Annotated in this window: 14 protein-coding genes and 1 pseudogene; 12 read left to right on the top strand and 3 right to left on the bottom strand. The window is 64.9% G+C overall.

Features of this window, described 5'->3' with window-relative positions; genetic code table 11:
- Nucleotides 1-56 precede the first annotated feature (56 nt).
- From KF838_05950 to KF838_05930, 5 genes and pseudogenes are all read left to right on the top strand, one after another.
- Nucleotides 57-1,271, top strand: a complete 1,215-nt coding sequence (locus KF838_05950) for an endonuclease/exonuclease/phosphatase family protein (GenBank protein QYK49391.1) — start codon at nt 57-59, stop codon at nt 1,269-1,271.
- Nucleotides 1,272-1,388: 117 nt separating this feature from the next.
- Nucleotides 1,389-1,544, top strand: a pseudogene (locus KF838_05945) (prepilin-type N-terminal cleavage/methylation domain-containing protein).
- A gap of 985 nt (nt 1,545-2,529) precedes the next feature.
- Nucleotides 2,530-3,039: a PepSY domain-containing protein gene (locus KF838_05940; GenBank protein QYK49390.1), complete on the top strand. Its 510-nt coding sequence runs from the start codon at nt 2,530-2,532 to the stop codon at nt 3,037-3,039.
- 424 nt (nt 3,040-3,463) lie between these two features.
- A complete protein-coding gene (locus KF838_05935) occupies nt 3,464-4,123 on the top strand; it encodes a PEP-CTERM sorting domain-containing protein (protein QYK49389.1) in 660 nt (219 codons plus the stop codon).
- A gap of 131 nt (nt 4,124-4,254) precedes the next feature.
- Nucleotides 4,255-5,688 carry a M20/M25/M40 family metallo-hydrolase gene (locus KF838_05930; GenBank protein ID QYK49388.1) on the top strand — a complete coding sequence of 478 codons (1,434 nt, stop codon included), beginning with the start codon at nt 4,255-4,257 and terminating at the stop codon, nt 5,686-5,688.
- An 11-nt stretch (nt 5,689-5,699) separates the two neighbouring features.
- Here the strand turns inward: KF838_05930 and KF838_05925 are convergent, their stop codons facing one another.
- Entirely contained in the window at nt 5,700-5,933 is a 234-nt protein-coding gene (locus KF838_05925) for a hypothetical protein (protein QYK49387.1), read from the bottom strand.
- A gap of 49 nt (nt 5,934-5,982) precedes the next feature.
- On the opposite strand from KF838_05925, the gene KF838_05920 reads away from it, so the two are divergent.
- From KF838_05920 to KF838_05910, 3 genes are all read left to right on the top strand, one after another.
- Nucleotides 5,983-8,466, top strand: coding sequence for a hypothetical protein (locus tag KF838_05920; GenBank protein QYK49386.1), 2,484 nt, complete (start codon nt 5,983-5,985; stop codon nt 8,464-8,466).
- 42 nt (nt 8,467-8,508) lie between these two features.
- The gene (locus KF838_05915; GenBank protein ID QYK49814.1) at nt 8,509-9,471 is read left to right on the top strand and encodes an ABC transporter ATP-binding protein; all 963 of its coding nucleotides are present in this window, start codon (nt 8,509-8,511) and stop codon (nt 9,469-9,471) included.
- A gap of 106 nt (nt 9,472-9,577) precedes the next feature.
- Complete coding sequence (locus KF838_05910; GenBank protein QYK49385.1) at nt 9,578-11,737, top strand: S9 family peptidase; 2,160 nt, start codon at nt 9,578-9,580, stop codon at nt 11,735-11,737.
- 78 nt (nt 11,738-11,815) lie between these two features.
- Here the strand turns inward: KF838_05910 and KF838_05905 are convergent, their stop codons facing one another.
- Nucleotides 11,816-13,450, bottom strand: coding sequence for an HD-GYP domain-containing protein (locus tag KF838_05905; GenBank protein QYK49384.1), 1,635 nt, complete (start codon nt 13,448-13,450; stop codon nt 11,816-11,818).
- Nucleotides 13,447-13,845: a response regulator gene (locus tag KF838_05900; GenBank protein ID QYK49383.1), complete on the bottom strand. Its 399-nt coding sequence runs from the start codon at nt 13,843-13,845 to the stop codon at nt 13,447-13,449. Before KF838_05900 ends, KF838_05905 begins: the two co-directional genes overlap by 4 nt.
- A gap of 199 nt (nt 13,846-14,044) precedes the next feature.
- Here KF838_05900 and scpB point away from each other — a divergent pair, with 199 nt between their 5' ends.
- Genes scpB through KF838_05880 form a run of 4 tightly spaced genes read left to right on the top strand, consistent with a single transcriptional unit; the run spans nt 14,045 to nt 18,418 of the window.
- A complete protein-coding gene (gene scpB, locus KF838_05895) occupies nt 14,045-14,623 on the top strand; it encodes an SMC-Scp complex subunit ScpB (protein ID QYK49382.1) in 579 nt (192 codons plus the stop codon).
- Nucleotides 14,620-15,039 (top strand): hypothetical protein, encoded by a 420-nt coding sequence (locus KF838_05890; GenBank protein QYK49381.1) that lies wholly within the window; start codon nt 14,620-14,622, stop codon nt 15,037-15,039. Before scpB ends, KF838_05890 begins: the two co-directional genes overlap by 4 nt.
- Nucleotides 15,036-16,235: a DUF58 domain-containing protein gene (locus KF838_05885; protein ID QYK49380.1), complete on the top strand. Its 1,200-nt coding sequence runs from the start codon at nt 15,036-15,038 to the stop codon at nt 16,233-16,235. The genes KF838_05890 and KF838_05885 overlap by 4 nt, the downstream gene beginning before the upstream one ends.
- Entirely contained in the window at nt 16,232-18,418 is a 2,187-nt protein-coding gene (locus KF838_05880; protein ID QYK49379.1) for a DUF3488 domain-containing protein, read from the top strand. Before KF838_05885 ends, KF838_05880 begins: the two co-directional genes overlap by 4 nt.
- Nucleotides 18,419-18,494 lie beyond the last annotated feature (76 nt).

The raw sequence follows: 18,494 nt of genomic DNA, 5'->3' as shown, positions 1-18,494 counted from the left end.
GAGCGACACCCCTCCGCGAACCGCCATACGCTTCCACTCTCACTGGAGATCGATGAATGAGAAAGCACGCGGCGTGGCTCCTGGGCATAGGGCTGGTCGGGATCGGCACCGTTCTCGGCGGCGCGGCATTGCTCGCAGAGTCCTCGCTCCGGGATCAGCCGGCGCGATCTCAGCCCCCGCAGGAACGCCCTGAGACACCCCCTCGCCGAGAGATCCCGGCTCTGCCCCCTGCCAAGCCGGTTGTCGGTGAGATCCGGTTCGGAACCACCGAGGTACCGGCGAGGACGCCCGGCGCGTTCCGCATGGCGACATACAACGTCGAGAATCTCTTTGACGAGCACGACGACCCTGCCCTCTCAGGTGATCAGGACGATCTGCCCATGACCAAGCCGATCGAGCATCGCGAGGCGCTCGCCGCGGCGATTCGCGCGATCAATGCCGATGTCATCGCGCTGCAGGAAGTCGAGTCACACGACGCTCTCATCTGGTTCCGCAATCTCTACCTTTCGGATATGGGGTACGAGCACGTGGCATCGATCGACGCCGGCGATTCGCGCGGCATTGAGAACAGCGTGCTGTCGAGGTATCCGCTCTCGAACGCGCGGGTGTGGCCCGGCGCGCCGCTGGGCGGTGTCCACCCGGCGACCTACGGAACCCGGGGCCAGCCGAACTGGTTTGCCGGTGAGCCCCTTGAGTTCCGGCGGTCACCCCTCGCGGTGGATCTCACGATCCCCTCGGGCACAGAGATCGGCGGGGTCGCGATCGACGCCCCCTTCGAGATGACGCTGTTCGTGGTTCACCATAAATCCGGTTCCGGGAGTGGCTACTGGCGCGAGGCGGAGGCGACGAAAATAGTCGCCCTGATGGGCGAGGTTGCCTCGGTCTCACCCGGCCGGCCGATCGCCGTGCTTGGGGACTTCAATTCCGTGCCGACCGACAAGGTGCTGGAGATCTACCGCGAGAAGGGGATGATCGACACCCTCGCGGGACGCTCCACCACCGACCCCGACCGCGCGAAGCACATCACGCACGCCTCCGAGCGGACGATCGACTTTGTCCTTGTCAATCAAGCGCTTGCGGCCAAGATCGTGCCCGGCTCCCCGTTCGTCTTCGGAACGATCGTCCTCCCGCGTGGGGCTGATTACAGGAGTGTGGACCCTCCCGCGGGATACGCCTCGGACCACTTTCCGGTCGTTGTGGATGTCTTTGCGGGGGGTTCGGGAACACCTGACAAAGGTGAAGAGGGCGTGAAGGTCCGGGCACCCGAGTAGACGGGTGACGGTCGGGTGAGGTATCCTCCCCGGTCTGTTGGGAGTTTGGTTTCAACCGAAGGGCGCTCGGAACGGCTCGGGCTTCCATCTCTGTTTCGGCACAACGGCGGGTGCAACATGCCAAAGAACTGCGGTGTTATTCCAGCAATGTCTCGCCGCGTGGGCCGCGCATTCACGCTTATCGAACTCCTGGTGGTGATCGCGATCATCGCGCTCCTGATCGGGATCCTGCTCCCGTCGCTGGGTCAGGCCCGCCGCGTGGCGCGAACGGTGCTCTGTGCCGCGAATCTGAGCTCGATCACCAAGGGGATCAACGCCTACGCCAACGACTACAAGGAGGCGATCGTCGGCGGGTCGACCACCAGCGGATACGACGCGCTCCCCGCCAGCCCCGGCTTCAAGGACACACCGGCACGATTCAACGGCGTCGCGGTCCAGCAGTGGGACTTCCTCGGCCCGCTCGCGGCGTTCCTCGGCTATCAGGGGCCGGGCGAGACATCATCCAGCGATCTGATTCCGGAAGAGGTCCGGGCCCAGCGATTCAACTGGATCCGCGAGTTCCCCGCCTTCACCTGCCCCGAGAACAACATCACGGCGGTTCCGTGGCCGAGCACCGGCGGCGGCCTCTGGTCGCAGGGACGGATGATCTCGTACAACATGTCCACGCAGTTCACATCCACGGAGAAAGCGACCGCCCTCGGCGGAACCGGCCCCCGCGCACAGAATCGACGCGGGTACACGCCGTATCTCTTCCGCGTCGGCTCTACATCGATGAAGATCTCGGTGTTCGAAGGGCATCGGTATGCCGATCAAGGCACGGAGCCTGATTTCGATCATCAGCTGACAGCATCCTTCGGTGGTATGTTCGGAGGCACGGGGCCGTGGTTCAGCGACAACAAGGAGCTGAATCGCGCGATCGCACCCGGTGAGGCGTTGGGAGGTTTCCCGATCCCCATCTACTTTGATGCAAGGAGATGGGCTTTCCGCCATGGATCAAAGGCCACCGATGTACGAAGGGGCCTGAAGGGTGGCGACCAGGTGAAGGGCAACATGGCTTCGTTTGATGCGTCGGTGAAGCTGTACTCCGATGGCGACGCGACGAATCCGGATTTCTGGTTCCCGACCGGCACAGTCTTCAACGAAGCGACGCTGAGCACCTGGAACTACACCAAGACGAACTTCGCGGACAAGGTGAAGCGCGGTTATCGTGTGCCTTGAGCGGTGTTTCTGAACGACGCGGGGAATGAGGGAGTTTCGCATGCAAACGGGCGGTTCATCGTCGCTCTTGGATGGGATCGAATCATCGCCCGCGGCAGGCCGTCGGGCGAGCGGCGCGTCCGCTTCGCCCTCCCGTGATCCCAAAGCGATCGCCATGGCCGTCGGCGGTGCGATCATTTTCATTGTCGCGATCGTGCTGATTGTGCGGGCGGTCTCGAGCGTCACGGCCGGTGTCGGCGATGGATCTCGTATTCGCGTGGCGATCGACGCCGAGACCGGAAAGGTCTTTAGGGATTTCCGCATCAAGGATGGCGAGACCTGGCCGTGGAAGCACCCTTCGACCGGACGGGCGACCCTCTACCCGACCGAGCAGTGCTACTGGACCGCGGATGGCCAGGCGAAGCTCGAACCGACCCATGTGCTGCTGAACAGCATCATCGGCAAAGACGAGAAGACCATCTGTCCGGACTGCGGACGCGAGGTTGTTGCTCATAATCCGATGCCGCCGACGGACCTGATGCTCAAGGCCGCGGAAAGTCTCAAACGCTGACCCGCTTCCGGCTCGATCTCTCCTGACCCTGTGCGTCTGCACGGCCACCCATGCATGTGTGCGTGGTCGCTCTGCGTGCGGACCTCGACCGAGCCTTCGAATCGTCAGAGCATGCCATGCTGAGAGGGTGGCTACGTCTGGCCCATCTGGGCGTGGATTACCCATCTTCCCACATCCAAACTTCGCGCGATCCGCATCGTTCTCCGGTTTCCCGGCGGGGCGGGTGTCACTATCATCTTGGACCGGCTCGAATGGGCTGTTCGAGACCGGTACGACCGTGCATCACCCGTTCCTGACCCGTCGGCCTTGCACGTTCGAGAGAGAGACGGCCCAACACTGGTTGCGTATGTCGTTCGGCGGCTTCATACACCGCTCGTTCGGCAGCCGCGTGTGACAAGACTTTGTACCCATAGGAGAGATTGACATGAAGAAGACCCTTGCTCTGGTTGCGTTCGCCGGCATCGCTGCCGTCGCCAACGCTGATGTTCTCGCGCAGTTCACGTTCGAGACTTCGCTCCCATTGAACGCTGGCCCGCACGCCGCGGAAGTCGGCACCGGCAACGCCTCCGCGTTCCACGCCACGTCTTCGACCTACGGCAGCGTCGTCGGCAACGGCTCCTCACGCTCCTTCAGCTCCAATGGCTGGAGCGTCGGTGACTACTACCAGTTCACCACCAGCACTGTCGGCTACACCGGCATCACCTTCGGCTGGGACCACACCTCCAGCGGCACCGGCCCCCGCGATTTCGTCGTCCTCGTCAGCAACGACGGCGTCAACTTCACCAACATCGGTTCCGCTCTTGTTCTGGTCAACGGCGCCCCCAACACCCCGTGGAGCGGCGTCACCTACAACCCTGTGTTCACCTTCTCCCCGATCTCCGCTCCGGCTCTCGCTGACAACCAGGGCAACGTCACCTTCCGTATCCAGATGAGCAGCAACGTTTCCGCCAACGGCGGCACCGTTGCCTCCGCCGGCACCAGCCGCGTTGACAACATCATCATCGAGGGCACCCTCATCCCGGCTCCGGGCGCTCTCGCCCTCGTCGGCCTCGGCGGTCTCGTCGCTGGCCGTCGCCGTCGCTGAGTCTCGAGAATGGCGGCCGCCTGAGCCGCTGACAATCTGATTCGTCGCAACGCCCCGGCATCTGTCGGGGCGTTGTTCTTTGCGCGGCCTACGCTCGCACAGTCGGTCCCGTAGGGATCCAGGAGGTCGCCATGTCCGTTGATCGCGTGCTTTCGTGGCTTGAGTCGAACGAGCAGGCCGGAGTCGATCGCCTCTGCGATTGGCTGCGCATTCCCAGCATCAGCACCGATCCGAAGTTCGCGGGCGATGTGAGGCGAGCCGCGGAGTGGTGCGCCGCCCATCTGCGTGAGTCCGGCGTCGACGCCGAGGTTCGCCAGACGACGACCAAGGATGGGGAGCCCGGGCACCCGATCGTCTACGCCCACGTTGAGGGCGATGCTTCGTACACCGGTCCTCACGTGCTTTTCTACGGGCACTATGACGTGCAGCCCGTTGATCCGATCCATCTGTGGGAGAGCGATCCGTTCCAGCCCGTCGTCAGAGACGCCAGGCCCGGCGAGCCGGGCGGAAAGCGCATCGTCGCGCGCGGCGCTGTGGACGACAAGGGGCAGGTGATGATGTTCCTCGAGGCGATGCGTGCCTGGAAGGAGGTCACCGGCAAGCCCGCGGGCGGGGCGAGGATGACGATCCTGATCGAGGGCGAGGAAGAATCGGGATCGGTCTCGCTCGAGCCGTTTGTGAAGGCCAACGCCTCCGACCTCAAGAAGTGCGACATCTGCCTGATCTCTGACACGGGGATGCTGGGGCGAGGCAAGCCCGCGATCACCTACGGCGTCAGGGGGCTGGCGTACACCGAGGTCGTGCTGCACGCATCGAACCAGGATCTTCACTCGGGGTTGTGGGGCGGGCGTTGCCCGAATCCGATCACCGAGCTCTCGCGCGTGCTCGCGCAGTTGCACGACAAGAAGCGGCGCGTCACGATCCCCGGTTTCTATGACGACGTGGTCCCGCTGACAAAGAAGGAGCGGGAGAACTGGAAGAAACTGAAGTTCAACGCGCGGGCCGCGTTGAAGCAGATCGGCCTGCCGCCCGCTGCGGATATCGGCGAGCAGGGCTACACGGCGATGGAGCGTGAGTGGGGGCGTCCGACGGCGGAGATCAACGGCATGCTCGGCGGGTACACCGGCCCCGGGGCCAAGACGGTGATTCCCAGCCACGCGAGCGCGAAGGTCTCGTTCCGTCTGGTTGCGAACCAGGACCCGGTGAAGGTCACCAAGGCGTTCTTCAAGTGGTGCAAGGAGCGCACGCCGCCGGGCTGCCGGTGGGAGTTCATCGACCACCACGGCGGGCTTGGCGTGACGACGCCGATCGAGTCGCCGACGATGAAACGCGTCGAGCGTGCGATCAAGAAGGCGACGGGCAAGTCACCCGCCCTGATCAAGAGCGGCGGCTCGATCCCCGTGGCGGGCATGCTGAAGGGGCGCCTCGGGATCGACACGATCTTCATGGGCTTCGGGCTGGACGATGATCGGGTCCACAGCCCGAACGAGAAGTTCGAGCTCGATTGCTACCGCCTCGGTGCCCGCTCTCACGCGGTGCTCCTGCATGAACTGATCGGGGGCTGACCGTCGCTCACTCAACGGGCCGAGAGGAGTGTCACGTCCGAGTCGATCGGGGCGTGGTTTGCCCCGGCTCGCCCCTTGGCGACGGATTCGAGGTACGCCGCACGGATGCGTCGGCACTCCTGCGTGTGCTCTGCGATCCGGATGTGGTTGTCCAGGGCGGAGGCCATGATGGTGAGCATGCCCAGGATGCCGGCGGAGCCGATCGTGAGCAGGAGCATCCAACCGGCGGTGGCGAAGTCGATCATGGAACCAAGATCGGACGCCGAACACGCCCTGTTGAGTTCCGGTAGAATCATGGCGGCGTTATCGCCACAGACAGGAGCCGTCCACCTGCTTCCCCGATCGCTGCTGGCACTGATTCTCGGGCTCGTCCTTCTGCCGCTCTTTGCGTCGGCTCAGGGGCCGTCGGAGGTATCCGTCTCGATTGATCGCTGGGGCGCGGGCGGGGCGATTCGCCGGGGCGAGATGGCCGCCCTCCGCATGGTGATCACGGATCTCGGCACGCGCCAGCGCGAGTTGCTTGTGCGTCTGGAGTTTCGAGATTCTGACGGCGACAGCCCTCAGTACCAGGCCGTGCTCGCGGGAAATCCGGGTATCGAGCAGCGTGTCTGGATGTACGCGAGAGTGCCCTCATGGGCACGGGGCGGCGATCCGCTGACCGTCGTGGTCTATGAGGCGGAGGAGGATCCTGCCGCGCCGGCCGAGGTCGATCCGGCGGGGCGCGGCGTTCGGCCCGGGCGTGTTGTCGCCCGGGTGCCTATCGCGATGCCGGCCCGTCTCGCGGAGCCCTACGAGGCGTTCATCGGCGTCGTCGCTCGCCAGCCAAGCCCGAGTCTCTCGCTGTACGGCACCACTGCAAGCGGCGGGGGCATCGGCGAAGAGTGGGCCCCGATGGCCCATGAGCGTGCCTCTCAGGTCATGCTCACGCCGAGCGAGATCCCCGATCGATGGTTCGGATTGCTCACCATGGGCTGGATGGTCTGGCTCGACGGCTCACCCGCCGACCTCTCGCCCGATGCAGCCGCCGCGCTTCGCGAATGGGTGTCTCGCGGCGGCCACCTCGTGATCGTGCTCCCCACGGCGGGCCAGTCGTGGGTCTCACGCGAGGGATCGGGCTTCGCGGAATTGCTCCCCCGCGCCAGAATCACTCGGCGCGAGGGTGTGGCGATGGAGCCGTATCGCCCCATGCTGACGGACTCAGCGACGATTCAGTTGCCGACTTCAACTGTCCTGCACGAGTTCACACCCCTCGCGGACGCCTCGGTCGCTGAGGCGATCCGTGTGCTCTCCGGTCCGGATGGAGAGTGCGTGGTCGCGAGGCGGCTGGTCGGAACGGGCGCGGTCACGGTGATCGGGCTCGATGTCAATCATGTCGCTCTGCGCGGCGCGGGGCTGCCTCAGCCCGAGCGGTTCTGGCATCGGATCCTCGGCATGCGAGGTCTGCGGCCGAGTTCCGCAGAGTTGCAGCGTCTGGTCGATGTCGGCGGGTCATCGGTGCGTCAGCGTTCGCCGGTGTGGGTTGACGAGGACATCCCGACGATCATCGCGCGGCGCGGCCGCGCGACCGCGGGCGTGCTGCTCGGGTTCTTGGTCTTTGTCTCGTACTGGATCGTCGCGGGGCCGCTCGGGTTCGCGCTGATGAAGCGATACGGCATGCAGCAGCACGCCTGGCTCGGTTTCTTCGGGGTTGGGGTGCTTTTCACGGGCATCGCCTGGGGCGGCGCGACATTCCTGAGACCGAGAGAAGTCTCTGCGACGCATCTGACGCTGGTCGATCACGTCTACGGACAGCCCGTGCAGCGGGCTCGGTCGTGGATGAGCGTGTTGCTGCCCGAGTATGGGCGAGCGCTCGTGAGCGTTGCAGAGCCGAGCGTTGGGAATCTGCCCGGCCAGTCGCGGAACACCATCCTGCCGTGGGAGGCGAGATCGGTTGACACCGGGCTCTCGTTCACGTTCCCGGATTCGAGCTCGTACGCCGTCGAGTCTCGCCAGCCCTCGCAGATGGCGGTTCCGTCGCGTGCGACGATCAAGCAGTTCCAGGCCGAATGGTCGGGCGGACCCAAGTGGGGGATGCCTCGCCCGGTCGCGCCCGAGGGTGCGGCCCCCGAGTCGGCGCGGCTCTCTCCCTCGTTCATCCAGGGAGCCGCGGGAGCGCGAGGCAGGGACATCGTGGTGGGAACGCTCGTGCATGAGCTCCCCGCCTCGCTTGAGAACGTGGTCGTGATCTACGTCGCCGGGCAAGAGGCACTGGTGCAGCCGGGTGGCACGACCCCGGGCCCGTTCATGGTCGGCAATGCGTATGCCTTCCGGCTCACATCGCCGTGGGCTCCGGGGCAGCCGCTCGATCTTGAGCGTGTGACATCCGAGGGGGCAACGATCTCGGTCGGCGCGTCGGAGTTCATCCGTGATCTGCTGAAGAACCAGGTCTCAGCAGCGGGGTATCGCATGGCCCCGGAGGCGATCTGGGACCGACAGGTGGCCCAGGCGTTGTTCCCCATGCTCGCGCCGCCCGAGTTCACCACCGGAATCACGACGCAGACCCAGGAGCTCGCCCGGCGTGGCGCGACCCACGGGTGGGACCTCGGGATCTGGTTCACGCAGCCGTGCGTGATCGTCCTCGGGCAGATGGGCGCGACGACCCGTGATGCGCCGACCCCCGTTCCGCTCTCGGTCGATGGGCGGGCCATCGCCGCGCAGGGACGCACGGTCGTTCGCTGGGTGTATCCTTTGCCCGACCGACCGCCCCGACAGCCGGCCAGCATCACCGAGCGCGACTGAGACTGACGACCCCGAGCCCCGCGGAGCCACCCGTCCATGGCGATGATCGAGACCGTCAACCTAACCAAGCGATACGGCGATCTCATCGCGCTCAATAACCTCAACCTCACGATCAACGAGGGCGATTGCTTCGGCTTCATCGGCCCGAACGGCGCGGGCAAGACTACAACGATCAAGATCCTCTCGACGCTTCTGAAGCCCTCGAGCGGGCAGGCCCAGGTCGCGGGGCTCACTGTCGGCTATCAGAATCGACAGATCCGCCCCCTCATCGGCTATGTGCCCGATTTCATGGGCGCGTACGAGGACATGGTGGTCCAGGAGTATCTGGAGTTCTTCGCCGCGGCGTACAACATCAACGGCCCCCAGCGGAAGAAGATCGTTCACGATGTTCTCGAACTGACGGATCTCGGGTACAAGGCGACGGCGGAGGTGAACTCTCTGTCGCGGGGCATGCAGCAGCGGCTGAGCATCGCGCGGGTGCTACTGCACGATCCGAAGGTGCTGCTGATGGACGAGCCCGCGTCGGGGCTCGATCCGCGGGCCCGCATCGAGATCCGCGAACTCTTGAAGGAACTCAAGCGGATGGGGAAGACGATCCTCATCAGTTCTCACATCCTGCCGGAACTCTCGGAGTTGTGCAACGTGGTCGGCATCATCGAGCGAGGCACGCTGCTGTTCTCGGGTACAGTCGCGGAGATCCTGCAGAAGGCGCGTCTGGGGCATGTGGTGCATGTGAACGTGGTGGATCGTCACGAGGAGGCCGCCTCGCTCTTGAGAAAGATGCCCGGCGTGCAGAAGGTGGCGATCACGAACCTCGACACGGGGGCACGCAACGGGCCGGTGCTGCACGTGACCTACGAGGACGGTTCGGCCGGGGCGGGCAGGAACTACGCGGATATCCCGAGCGTGCTGGTCAACGGGGGGTTCCGCGTCAGCATGTTCACGGAAGAGGCAGTCAACCTCGAGACGGCGTTCATGCGCCTGACCAAGGGGTTGGTGCAGTGACGCGAGACGCTTCGGGACGGAACCCTCGCGGCCTGTCGCGGTACACTTCTCGCCCGGCACGTGCCCCGCGTGCCGTGGTAGCAAAACGGAGGGGTGGAGCGTTCACATGTCACACAGAACGTTTGCGTTGCATCTCGCGGCGGTCTTCTCGGCCTCGTGCCTGGTTGTCAGCACCGCCATGTCGCAGGTGGTCTATCCCGACTCGGCCCGCGTCGACCACGTGGACACGTACCACGGGAAACAGATCCCCGACCCTTACAAGTGGCTGGAGGATCCCGATACCCCCGAGTCCCGCAGGTGGATCAACGCCCAGAACGAGGTCACATTCGGTGTTCTGAACGGCATCGCCTCACGCGACCGCATCAAGTCGCGCATGACCGAGCTCTGGAACTACGAGCGATTCGGTGTGCCCTTCAAGGAGGGCGGGCGGTACTTCTACTCCCGTAACGATGGGCTCCAGCCCCAGTCCGTGCTCTACGTCGCGGACTCACTCACGTCGGAGCCGCGAGTGCTCCTCGATCCCAACACCTTCTCCGCTGACGGCACCGTCGCGCTCTCCGGGTATTCCGTGAGCGAGGACGGTCGGTACATCGCGTACGGCGTCTCCGAAGGTGGCTCCGACTGGCAGACGTGGCGGGTCCGCGATATCGCGACCGGCCAGGATCTTGAGGATGTGGTCCGGTGGGTCAAGTTCTCATCGGCCTCCTGGCGCAAGGACGGGAGCGGCTTCTACTACACCCGGTACGACGAGCCCACGGGCAACGATCTGACGGATGTCAACCAGTTCCCGAAGGTCTACCTGCACACCATCGGTGAAGACCAGTCGCGAGACCGCCTTGTCTACAAGCGTGACGACCAGCCCGAGTGGGGATTCGCCTCCGGCGTCACCGATGACGGGAGATATCTGGCGATCAGTGTCTGGTGGGGGACTCGCCAGGAGAACAACTTCTTCTACCAGGATCTTGCTGATCCCGCCTCATCGGTTGTGGAACTCCTGACTGGCTTCGATGCATCGTACACGTTTGTCGGCAACGATGGACCCGAGTTCTACTTCGTGACGACACTCGACGCACCTCGGGGCCGTCTCATCGCGATTGATACCACTCGTCCTTCGCGGGATGCGTGGAGAGAGATCATCCCCCAGCAACCCGAGAACCTTCGAGGCGTCTCGTACGTCGGGGGGCATTTCCTGGCACAGTACCTCAAGGACGCAAAGACCCTCGTGCGTGTCCACGATGTCGCGGGCCGCTTCGCCCGAGAGGTCTCACTGCCCGGTATCGGCAGCGCGGGCGGGTTCGGCGGCAAGCCCGGCGATCCCGAGACGTTCTACGCGTTCACAAGCTACACCAATCCGGGCGCGGTCTATCGCTACGACGTCAAGAGCGGCGCGAGCGAGGTCTTCCGCCAGCCGAAGTTCAACGCCGATCTATCCGGCTACGAGACCCGCCAGGTCTTCTACACCAGCAAGGACGGCACACGCGTCCCGATGTTCATCACCTCGAAGAAGGGCCTGAAGCTCGACGGAAACAACCCGACACTCCTCTACGGCTACGGCGGCTTCAACATCCCGCTGACGCCCGGATTCTCTCCCGCGACGGTTGTCTGGCTCGAGATGGGCGGCATCTACGCCGTCGCCAACATCCGGGGCGGAGGCGAGTACGGCAAGGAGTGGCACGAGGCCGGCATCAAGCTCAAGAAGCAGAACGTCTTCGACGACTTCATCGCCGCCGCCGAGTACCTCGTCGATCAGAAGTACACCAGCCCGAAGCGTCTGGCGATCCAGGGCGGGAGCAACGGCGGCCTGCTCGTCGGCGCGTGCATGACGCAGCGGCCCGACCTCTTCGGCGCGTGCATCCCGCAGGTCGGCGTGCTCGACATGCTCCGGTTCGAGTCGTTCACGATCGGCTGGGCATGGACGAGCGACTTCGGCTCGGTGAAGAACGAAGACGAGTTCCACGCCATGCTCGCGTACTCGCCGTACCACAACACGAAGCCCGGCACCTCATACCCGGCGACCCTGATCACAACCGGGGATCACGATGACCGGGTCGTCCCCGCCCACTCGTTCAAGTTCGCCGCCGCACTCCAGAACGCGCAGGGCGGCGATGCGCCAGTGCTGATCCGCATCGAGACGCGGGGAGGCCACGGCGCAGGCAAGCCGACGGCGATGATCATCGAGGAGCGTTCCGACATCCTCGGATTCATTTCCTGGGCGCTGGGCATGGAAGAGTCTGAGCAGCCGCGCTCGACGCCGTTCGCTCAGTGAAGTGAGCAGACTCGCGTGTCGCATCCGAGGGCCGTCTCCGCGTGCGGGGACGGCCTCTTTCGTGGCGCACATCGAACGTTAAGCCGCGAGACGGGGCTCCTCGCTCGGTGCCTGCGGCGTGTGCATGGCGAGCATCTGGTCGTACTCGCTGAGATCCAGTGTGAGGAATCTCTCCGCCAGTTCCGGATCAAACTGAGCTCCAGCGCACTTCCTGATCTCGGCGAGCGTGTGCTCTCTCGGAAGAGCGGGGCGGTATGCGCGTGTGGAGCTCATGGCGTCGAACGTGTCAGCAATGCCGATGAAGCGAGCGATCAGCGGGATGTCTTCGCCAGCCAGGCAGTGGGGGTAGCCCTTGCCGTCCCAGCGCTCGTGGTGGTACATCACGCCGGGAAGGACATCCTGAAAGAGTGGGATGTCCTTCAGGATGTTCTGGCCGATCTCCGGGTGGAGCTTGATCATCCCGAACTCATCATCCGTGAGCCGACCGGCCTTTGTCAGCACGGATTCCGGCACGCCGATCTTGCCCACGTCATGGACCAGCCCGGCGATATGGACTCGGTCGGCCCTCGCCTCATCAAACCCCGATGCGATCGCGAGTTGACGAGCCAGCAGCGCGACGCGCTCGGAATGACCGCATGTGTACCTGTCCTTCGCGTCGATCGCTGCCGTCATCGCCCGCAAGGTGCCGATGAATGTGGAGTTCTGTTCGGCGTACAGAGCCGCGTTCTCGAGAAACGCCGAGAGGTATCCCGACGCTGATTCCAGCAATCGCGTGTCGTAGGAACTCACCTGCGGATCGTCCCCGCCCTTGGCACCCGCCATCAGGAGCCCGACCGGGCGTCCCTTCCTCGTGATGGGTTGGAGCACAACCTGAGGCCCCGCAGCGGGCGGCAGCCCGTCCACATACCCGGCGATCACGGGTGCACAGCTCGGCAGGTTCTGAGCGAGGTACTTCCGAGCGGCTTCGATGACGGCCTCGTCGTCGCAGAGTCGCCCGCCACACCAGATCACCGGCGTAGATGCGAGCGGATGCTCGGTCCCATCGCTCGGGAACGATGCCGCGATCCAGCCGAAATCGGTGATGCGGTGGAGCCGCTCGATCGTCATGACACCGAACTGTGATGGCTGCCTGAGCGTGCTCATCGAACGTCCGAGTTCGTAGAGCAGCTCGACGGTCTCATACGCCTCGGTCAGGTGCGTCGTGAAGCCGCTGATCGTTCGCTCCTGCTCGCTCGAACTCGCGAGATCGGCCTGCATCATCCGGAGAGACGCGCCGATTGCGTTGGCACTCTCGGATGTCCAGTGCGCATGCTTCGAGATGGCGTTGCGTGCGGCGGACGGATCGGCGGGGGTTGCGAGACAGATACGCTCGAAATCGCTGCCGTGGAGCCCGACCTGTCCGACAAGGATCCCGACCACATACCCGCTCCGGCGCCTCCTGCGTGTGATCACCATCGGGACGACCCAGCACCCCGGGAAGATCTCGGCCGGCACGGGTTCCTCCTGCTCGTTCCACGCGCCGACAGCAGCGGCAACCAGGTCCGTCATGGGCTGGGAACGCAGAAAGAGCCCGACGAGTCCGTGCTCGTCCGGCTCCTGGATGACAAGCCCCGCTCGGTCCACCTGCCAGCTGGGAATTCCCATCGCGCGGCACCGGACGCGGATGCGATCCTCAGGAGCCAGATCTTGCTCTGTGCGGGTGTCGTCGATCATGCGGCCTTCCGCTCCTCCGCTGAGCCCCCGATCATGCCGTGGACAACCTCGAGCAACGCGAGCGCGCTGAACGGCTTGGCCATGATCTGGCGGATGTTTGTGAGCGCAAGCTCGGAGGAATCGACAACATATCCCCGAGCGGTCAGAAGCAGAACCGGTGTCTGCGAGGTCGGCGGCTCAGACTTCAGCCGCATCGCGAGCTCGAACCCGCTCAGGTAGGGCATCTGCAGATCGGTGATGAGCATGTCGGGCTTGCAGTCGAGCGCAGCCCGCAGGGCCTCTTCGCCATCGTTCGCGACCACGACATCGAAACCGGCCTTCCGAAGTTTGGAACCGACCACATGGGTCACGTGCATCTCGTCATCTGCGATCAGGATGCGTTTCGTGGTGCTCACGGTCACTCTCTTGTTCGGAAGGGGATCGGAGGGGCGCGTGTCCGATCATCGGGTCTCGGTGCGAGTCTCTTCACTCCGGACAGGCACTGGCGGTGCCACCCCCGTTCAGACTGTGCGGTCTGGGAGGGGACGCGATTATCTGGACCGTCTCGGCAACCCCCAGATCGCCTCCTCGGCCCGGCTCGGGTAGCATGGTCCCATGCAGGAAACACACGATCAGATGTCGGCGGAGCCGCTGTCCACAGGGGTTTCAGAACTGGATGCCCAGGTCGAGGCGGTGCTCCTCGCCTCGCCCCGCCCGATCTCTGCATCCGCGATTTCCGCTGCGATCGCAGGAACCGGCAAAGTGACCGAAGCAGGACAGGTGGAAGCCGCCATCGCTCGCATCAACGAATCGCTCGACTCGACCGGCCGTGCGGCACGCATCGAGCGCGTCGCGGGCGGCTATCGCCTCATGACACGCTCGGAGTTCGCGCCGGTTCTCGCCTCGATTCGACTCCAACAGGTCCAGGCAAAGCTCAGCCGCGCGGCGATCGAAACGCTCGCCATCATCGCCTACAAGCAGCCGATCGCACGTGCGGATCTCGAATCGATCCGTGGTGTGGCGTGCGGCGAGGTTCTGCGGTCGCTGATGGATCGCCGCATGGTCGCCATCGTCGGACGCGCCGAAGAGCCCGGGCGCCCGATGCTGTACGGCACCACGCGTGAGTTTCTTGACCAGTTCGGCCTCGGATCGTTGAAGGATCTTCCGGCCGTCGATGCTGGAGCCAACCCATGAATCAAAGCTTCAACGCCGGATCACTCGGTCGTATCGCGATCATGCTCTTGGGCCTTGTCGGGGCAGTTTGCCTCACCGGGTGTGGCAGCGTGGGTTACTCCGGGCGCGTCGTCGTGGGTCCGGCCGACATCGCGGTTGTCGTGCCCGCCGAAGATCCGCGTCTGACGACGAGCGAGGGTGTCCCTGGGACGCTCGTCGAGTTCCTCGACGACAAGGGCAATCGAATCGGCTCGGCCACATCGGGCAGCAAGGGCGAGTTCGGCATCTCGGTGCCCGTCACGAACGCGCCGACTCGAGCCGTGACCGTGCGAGCGTCCGGTGCCGCTGTTCGGGCTTCTGAGACTTCGCTCTATCTCCCAAGGGACGGAGGTCGGGTGCTGGTCAATGTCACCAAGAACCCGAGCAACGCAAGGTGAGACTCGCATCGAACGATGACGCGGCAGCGATCGTCCGCCGCCGGTACCACGCCAGCGCAGGCAGTCTGCTCTACGTTCTCACCACGGTCTTTCTCGCGATCGGCGCGATCAACAGCCAGAACAACCTGCTCTTCTTTGCGTTCGGCATCGCTGCGGGGGCGATGGTCGTCTCCGGCTTCGTGAGCGGCCCGGCACTGATGGGCGTGAGGGCACGGCGCGACATCCCCGCGCACGGCGAGGTCGGACGAGAGATCCGTATCCGCTACACAGTCAGGAACCGCAGCCGCTTCTGGCCGGCGTTCGGGCTGAGCATCGCGGAGCGTTCGGACGGCGCATCGCCGGATCGCTCTCTCGGCACCGTGGCATCCTGCGTGCAACATGTCGGCGCGCGTGAAGAGGTCCGCGCAACCATCGCGGTCGTGCCCCGCCATCGGGGGCTTGTCACGCTGGAGCGTTTCTCGATCTCGACGACGTTTCCGCTCGGTCTGACTCGCAAATCCGTCGAACTCTCGCAGCGTGCGACGCTCATCATCAGGCCCCGCACCCTCCGGCTTCGCTCGGGCATCCTCGATCGTCTGGATGGCGGGCAAGCACGCCTGAGCAGCGCGAGGAACATCGCGGGCCATGGAGAAGAGATCTTCGGGATCAGGGCATATGCCCCCGGAGACTCGATGCGATCGATCGCGTGGCGTGCCTCCGCACGCGCCGGATCGCTCGTGGTCCGCCAGAACGCCCTGCCCGCACCCGCGCGAATCTGGATCGATCTTCGCCCCTCGCTCTCCGGGCTCTCGCCCCACGAGCAGGAGATCGCAGTCTCTATCGCTGCATCTATCTCGAAGCTCGCCGACTCGAAGGGGTACGCTGTCGGCGTCGTCGGATTCGGGTCGCTCGTGCTGCCCAAGCCCGGCAAAAGGCACATCGAGACGGTGCTCGATCTCCTCGCCAGACTCCGCATCTCCGCAGACTCGCACGCCGTCGCGCCGTCGATACGCCCGCGTGACGCCGTCGTCGTCATCGCGGCCGATCGCGAGCCGGTTCCCTCGGGCTCGCTGCTTCTCTCCGTGAGCGAGGCGAGTTCGATTCTTGCTCCGGAAGAGTCGCTGCCCGAGCCCCCTCCCATTCCCCCGAGCCGCCTGCGCCGCGCGTTGGCCGGGTTCCTGGGGCTCTCCGACTCTGGTGGAAGGGCCGCCACATGACGCGTGCCTTCAAGCCCCTTTCGTTCGGTCTCGCGCTGCTGGCGATCCTCTGCTACGCGCTCGCTGATGGCCGCCCATTCTTCGGGCTGATCATGGTCGGGCTCGGTCTTATCGGGATCTGGCTGACAGAGTCTCGGAACGGCCGTCCACTGCCCCGTGCGGTGGTTCTTGCTCTGGTCGCGATCGCGCTGGCGAACGCCGCGTGGGCCACCGTGTCGGGCCGACTCTCGGTCTCGGCGTTCTCTGAGTTCGTGACCTATCTGCAGGTCATCAAGCTCTTCGATCGTCGCCGCGCCCGAGACTTTGCGCAGCTGCTCTCGCTCGCGATCTTCCAGCTGATCGGCTCGGTGCTGACGAGCAACGCGCTCTTCGTCGGCGTGATCATGCTCGCGTTCATTCCGTTGGCAGCGTTGTGCGCCGGCCTGCTCCAGGTTGTCTCGGCGCGAGAGGCATCGAGCCCGGAGCGTGGGGGAGTCGCCAGAGGGCGACGAGCAACCAGAGACATTCTCGCCGTGTCCGTCATCTGTGCCGTCGGCGCATACGTGGGCGGAGCCGCCGCGTTCCTCTTCATCCCGCGCGGCCTCGGCACCCAGCGCCTCGGTGAGTGGGGCAATGCCAATCTCGGACAGACCACGTCGTTCACAGACTCGGTCACGCTCGGGGTCGGCGGGCTCATCACCGAGTCGCAGGCGGAAGTGCTGGACGTCGAGATCACCGATCGATTCGGGCGGAACCTCGGAGGTGTCGAACGGATCTTCTATCTCAGAGGCGCCGCGCTCGAACGCTACGACCGAGGCCGCTGGACGACTTCGCCCGATGATCGGGCGACGCGCCATCCGATCGATCCCGACCGTGCCTATCCCGTCGGCGGCAATCCCAGCGACGTGACGCACATCGCCCGGGTCACGCTGCGGAACGCCTCCGATCGGAGCGGCTACCTCTTCACGCTCTGGCAACCCTCGCGGATCACATATGTCGGCACCCGAGGCGTGCTCGAGATCGGCGCGTCCGGAGTGCTGCGTCGTGAGACCCCGCCCGGCAGGTTCGATTACATCGCACACTCGATCGTCGACGCGGGCTTTCGCGCACGCGAGCAGCAGCAGGATCGGTCCAGAGAGATCATCTCGGAGCGTGCCTCGGATCTCGCGGAAGAGATCCTGCGGGATGCAGGTATCGAGTCCGATCCCGGCCTGCGTCCGATCGAACTGGATCTGCTGGCGGCCCAAGCCATCGAGAGCTATCTGAGGATCACATACGGGTACACGCTCGACATTCTCGCGCCCCGGCCCGGACGCGATCCGATCGAGTTCTTCCTGTTCGATTCCCAGCAGGGACATTGCGAGTACTTCGCTTCCGCCCTCGCCGCGATGTGCCGCTCGGTCGGCATCCGTGCCCGAGTGGTCACCGGCTACGTCGCCGCAGAGTTCAACGAGGGTGTCGGTCGTTACATCGTCCGCGAGAGCAACGCGCACGCATGGGTCGAAGCGCAGACAGCGGGCGGTCGATGGGTGACGCTCGACGCGACGCCTCCCGCCGACCTGACGCGCATCCACTCACCCACGCTCGGAACGCTCGCGAAGTTCCGCAGGTTCATCGACGCCATCGAACTGGCTTGGATCGACGGCATCGTCGGCTTCGACGAGAAGCGGCGTGCCGACATGGTCGGTGCGCAACCGATCAATCCGGGACGGGTGGAAGATCGCATGGCCGATCTCAACATGCGAGTGAGCGCCGGAGGCGTCTCGCTCGTTCTGCGAGCAATCAGAAACGGGCTTGTCGTAAGTGTCGGACTCGCGCTCCTCGGGTCCGGACTGCTCATCATCATCCGAACGATGCAGGCAAGGCGGGCGCTGCGCCGGATGCTCAGGGCCGCGGCTCTGGCCGAGCCGGAACTCGTCAGTTCGCTCCAAGGGGCAGAGTTCTTTGCGGATCTGCAATCGCTGCTCGCACGGCGAGGCCACGGACGCCCGGTCTGGGCCGGTGCGTTGGAGCACGCCGCCGACGTTGAGAGCCGCAACCCCGAGCCAGTCCCGCTTCAGGGGCTTGTTCGGCTCTACTACCGGGCTCGCTTCGGCAGACACGCAATCACCCGCGAAGAACTCGGGCAGGCGAACGCCACCGTCGATGAGATCTCGCGGCTGTTGAAGCGGCCCCCTCGCCGAAAGAAATCCCGACGGACCTGATGTCGCCGGTGATTCCGCGGGGTCGGCTCAAGGCGAGGTTCGATCGGGTCGATCTCCGGCTCGGAGGTCGATCCGC

The organism is Phycisphaeraceae bacterium, from assembly GCA_019454185.1.
Lineage (GTDB): Bacteria > Planctomycetota > Phycisphaerae > Phycisphaerales > UBA1924 > JAHBWV01.
The sequence above is the reverse complement of the archived record's forward strand: the minus strand, read 5'-3'. Positions and strand labels throughout refer to the sequence as shown.